Origin of the sequence: Nocardia seriolae NBRC 15557, from assembly GCF_007990715.1 — a bacterium.
Lineage (GTDB): Bacteria > Actinomycetota > Actinomycetes > Mycobacteriales > Mycobacteriaceae > Nocardia > Nocardia seriolae.
This window is the reverse complement of sequence record NZ_BJWY01000231.1, coordinates 1-3,429: the sequence shown is the minus strand read 5'-3', so window position 1 is coordinate 3,429 and position 3,429 is coordinate 1. Positions and strand designations below refer to the sequence as shown.

General features: G+C 63.5%; 4 protein-coding genes. 3 read left to right on the top strand and 1 reads right to left on the bottom strand.

What is annotated here, in order from left to right:
• Positions 1-398 precede the first annotated feature (398 nt).
• Complete coding sequence (locus tag NS2_RS35240) at positions 399-1,373, top strand: DUF6602 domain-containing protein (RefSeq protein WP_045440530.1); 975 nt, start codon at positions 399-401, stop codon at positions 1,371-1,373.
• A 352-nt stretch (positions 1,374-1,725) separates the two neighbouring features.
• On the opposite strand, the gene NS2_RS35235 is transcribed toward NS2_RS35240, so the two are convergent.
• Entirely contained in the window at positions 1,726-2,385 is a 660-nt protein-coding gene (locus tag NS2_RS35235; RefSeq protein WP_071811684.1) for a site-specific integrase, read from the bottom strand.
• On the opposite strand from NS2_RS35235, the gene NS2_RS38150 reads away from it, so the two are divergent.
• Both NS2_RS38150 and NS2_RS35225 read left to right on the top strand, forming a co-directional pair.
• Positions 2,356-3,120 (top strand): peptidoglycan recognition protein family protein, encoded by a 765-nt coding sequence (locus NS2_RS38150; RefSeq protein WP_052087112.1) that lies wholly within the window; start codon positions 2,356-2,358, stop codon positions 3,118-3,120. The two genes, NS2_RS35235 and NS2_RS38150, sit on opposite strands and share 30 nt — an antisense overlap.
• Positions 3,117-3,347, top strand: coding sequence for a hypothetical protein (locus tag NS2_RS35225; RefSeq protein ID WP_052087111.1), 231 nt, complete (start codon positions 3,117-3,119; stop codon positions 3,345-3,347). Before NS2_RS38150 ends, NS2_RS35225 begins: the two co-directional genes overlap by 4 nt.
• The last annotated feature ends 82 nt before the right edge of the window (positions 3,348-3,429 follow it).

Here is a 3,429-nt window from a genome sequence, read left to right as displayed (position 1 = left end):
CGACACTAGCCGACAGTGTCTCCTTTGCCTGCAATGCCGTCCGTTGGTCAGCAGGCAGCTCCATTCACTTGCGTGCTCCCCGCTGGGCTCCCGAGTGTCGTGAGCACCCGGCCTATCCAGAAACCTGCGCTATGAAAGCGGAGCGAGCGTGGTGTTGCCGGGGTCACGTATCCCGCCCAGCGTGCTCTTGATCTCAAGGCTACTCGCGTCATCCGCCAACTTCCGGCATCCGGATGGGCGCGTCGCGTTGCAGCCTCTACCGCCGCCCTTCGCTCGTCTGTTAGATGCTGGTGAGGTGAGACAGCTCGACTGCTCCGACGGTGTGTTATTGGTGACGCCACCGGCGTCGGTACAGCTGGGACAGGCACATCCGTCACTACCAATGGGATGGGAGTTCGATGCGCTACATCGCGTTCCGGGCCAGCTCTACGGCGGCTCCCCCTGATCATGAACTGCAAACGTTCTTTCGGCAGGATCTCGACGAGTTGGCATCCGAGTACCTGCGTATCCGGAAGCGTGCGTTGGAAGACCCAGGCACGGCGGGCGACGAGGGTGAGGAAAATTGGGCGGCACTGCTGCGGCACTGGCTGCCGAGCGCATACACGATCGTCACCAAGGGGCGTCTACTCGGTGTTGATGGAAGGTGCAGTCCGCAGATCGATGTCATCGTGCTGAATCCTAGCTACCCGCAACGTCTTTCGAGTAAGAAGGTGTACCTCGCGAGTGGCGTGGCGGCGGCCTTCGAGTGCAAGATCACTCTGGAAGCTGGTCATCTGAAAGAGGCGGCACGGACGGCCGGACTCGTCCGTGAGCTCGCCGGCGGCAGGTCGGGCAGTCCATATCGAGAGCTGTTCAGCCCGCCGATCTACGGATTGCTGTCCCACAGTCACGTGTGGCAGAACCCAGGGTCGACGCCTCGTGAGAACGTCACCCAGACCCTCTCCGCTCTACACGAAGCAGCGGCACATCCTCGTGACCTCCTGGACGTCGTATGTGTAGCTGATGCAGGCTGCTGGATCGCAACGAAGATCGCGTACTCCAGCCGTCCTGGCGGTACGCCGGAAGAACCAACGGAGACTGATCAGACGGTCCGAACAACCTACGCAACCTGGTACGCCGATTCTGGAGAGCCCGAGCCCAATTCAGTCGCCGTCGCCATCGCTTCACTACTTCTTCGGATAGGGTGGGAAGACCCGAGCATCCGTCCACTTGCTGACTACTTCCGGTGGGGCGGTCTGGCAGGTCCGATGAAGGGGCAGTTGAAGGACTGGGCGTTGAAGGACGTCTACAGTCCGGAGATTGCGGTGGCACTCGAAGCACGCGGCCAATCGCCGATGAGGTTCTGGGACGAGTGGTCGTGGCCAATCCTGTAACTTCACACCGGGTTACGTCCGTGCACGGCCACCACGCGGTCTGATCGGCACCCCGGCGGCGCGAAGTATCTTCGCTACCGTCCTCTTGGCCATGTGATGCTCGACCTTCAGCTGGGCCATATGAGGCGCCTGCTTCGTACTTGGCGACAATCGTCGCAGCCTCGTCCGCAGTAAGTTGCTTCTTCGGTCTGCCCGATGTGGCTTGTTCCGAGGGCCGCAGCCCGCGCAATCTGCTCCCGTCGATACGTTGCCGCAGCTCGGCGAAGGCTTGGAGCAGGTCGGTCCGGTTCGAGTAAGTTCCCGCCATGTCCACGAGGCCCCCGACCTGATACCAGCAGGTCGGGGGTCTTTTTCATGAAGCTGAGAGGGTAGGCGCGACAGGCGTGCCCACGCTTTGCCCACGGTCCTCCGAGGACAGCCCTAGCGCGGCTCCCATTGCGAAGCCGATCTCGTCAAGGTCATCTCCGTATAGGTGTCCGTATCGATCGAACGTCATCTCTGCGGACTTGTGGCCCAGTTGGCGCTGAACCTTTTTGATGTTCTGCCCCTGCTGAATCATTAGCGAAGCAGCCGTGTGCCGAAGCCGGTGGACATTCAGATGCTCTGGGAACGTAGGGTCGGCAGCCTGCGCCCGAATCACCGCGAAGGTGAACCAGTGAGTAGTCGTGGGTGGGCGCAGAGGTCCGCCCTTCGTTGGACGCTCCCACAGCAATGCTGTCCGCGGCTTGCCGACACTCAGGGGCTTCAGCATGGCCATGATCTCGGCCGCCACAACAACCGTCCGGGCTTCCCACGTCTTCACTGGGCCGATCACAGTTCTCCCGTTCACCTTGGAAGCTGACCGGCGAACGCGAATGCGATTGCGGTTGAAGTCCAAATCGCATGGACGAAGAGCGGCCATCTCTCCCCAGCGCAGGCCGACCGACGCTAGCAGCCAGATGATTTCGGGGTGTTGTCGTGTCGAGGTGGCAAGAAGCCAAACTTGTGGTGCAGTGAGGGTGTCGTCTGCCACCACACCGGCAGTTTTGGCGAGTCCGCCCGCGGCATCGCCGAACACCCGGAACTCGGCCTGGCCTCACAGCTGCACCTGTCGCCCCAGGGGGTCTACACCATCTGCGGTGTCGGAATCGCCTGGCACGCAGGAGAAGGCGAGTATCCGGGCCTTCCGGACAACGCCGCGAATCAGTACACCATCGGTATCGAAGCGGCCAACGGCGGCGGCGGCTCACCCGGTAAGCCGCACCGCTTCGGATGGCCCGACGCTCAGTACGACGCCTACGTCCGCGGCGTCGCCGCCATCTTGCGCCCCCTCGGCCAGCCTGCCTCGCACGCCATCGGCCATAAGGAATGGGCGGGCGCTGCGCAAGGCAAATGGGACCCCGGCGCAATCGACATGAACATCTTCCGCGCCGACGTCGCCCGCGTCATGGGCGGCGTGAACCCCACCGAAGGAGATAGCGCCATGGCCCTCGAAGAGACCTTCAAGAACTACAAGGGCGATACCGTCACCCTGGGCACCGCGGTCCGCTACATGGACCAGTACGTGAACGAGATCCGCGAACAGCTGGGTGGCCCAACGCCGTTCAAGGGCTGGGCGCAGTTGGGCGGCCGGACCGTCGTGGACGCCCTGGCCGTCATCGGCGAGAAACTCGGCATCGAAGGGTTCGTAACCCCACAGCACGCGACCGTGATTGCCACCCCGGCCGCCGCGGGCGGCGAGGCCCACGCCCCGGGCGGTGCTCAGTGACCGCCCCCGAGAACGCGCCGCGCTCGCGTGTCCCGGAACCGGCGCTGGTCCGCGCGGGCCTGGTGTTCGGCACCGGCGTGGCCGCGTACTTCATCGGCCACAACGTCGATACGTCCTGGATTGAGGCCGTGATGACGATTTACGGCGTGCTCTCTCCGATGGTGGCGGGCCTGCTGATCCGCCCGGCCGTGTCGCCGTTCAAGAAGCCCCCGGCGGCCGAGGAGTAGCCGCGTATGTCCGTCCATGTATCCGCGCAGGAGGCCGGTATGAATCTCCAGGATTTCGCCGACACCCTCAGCGGCCTAGTAC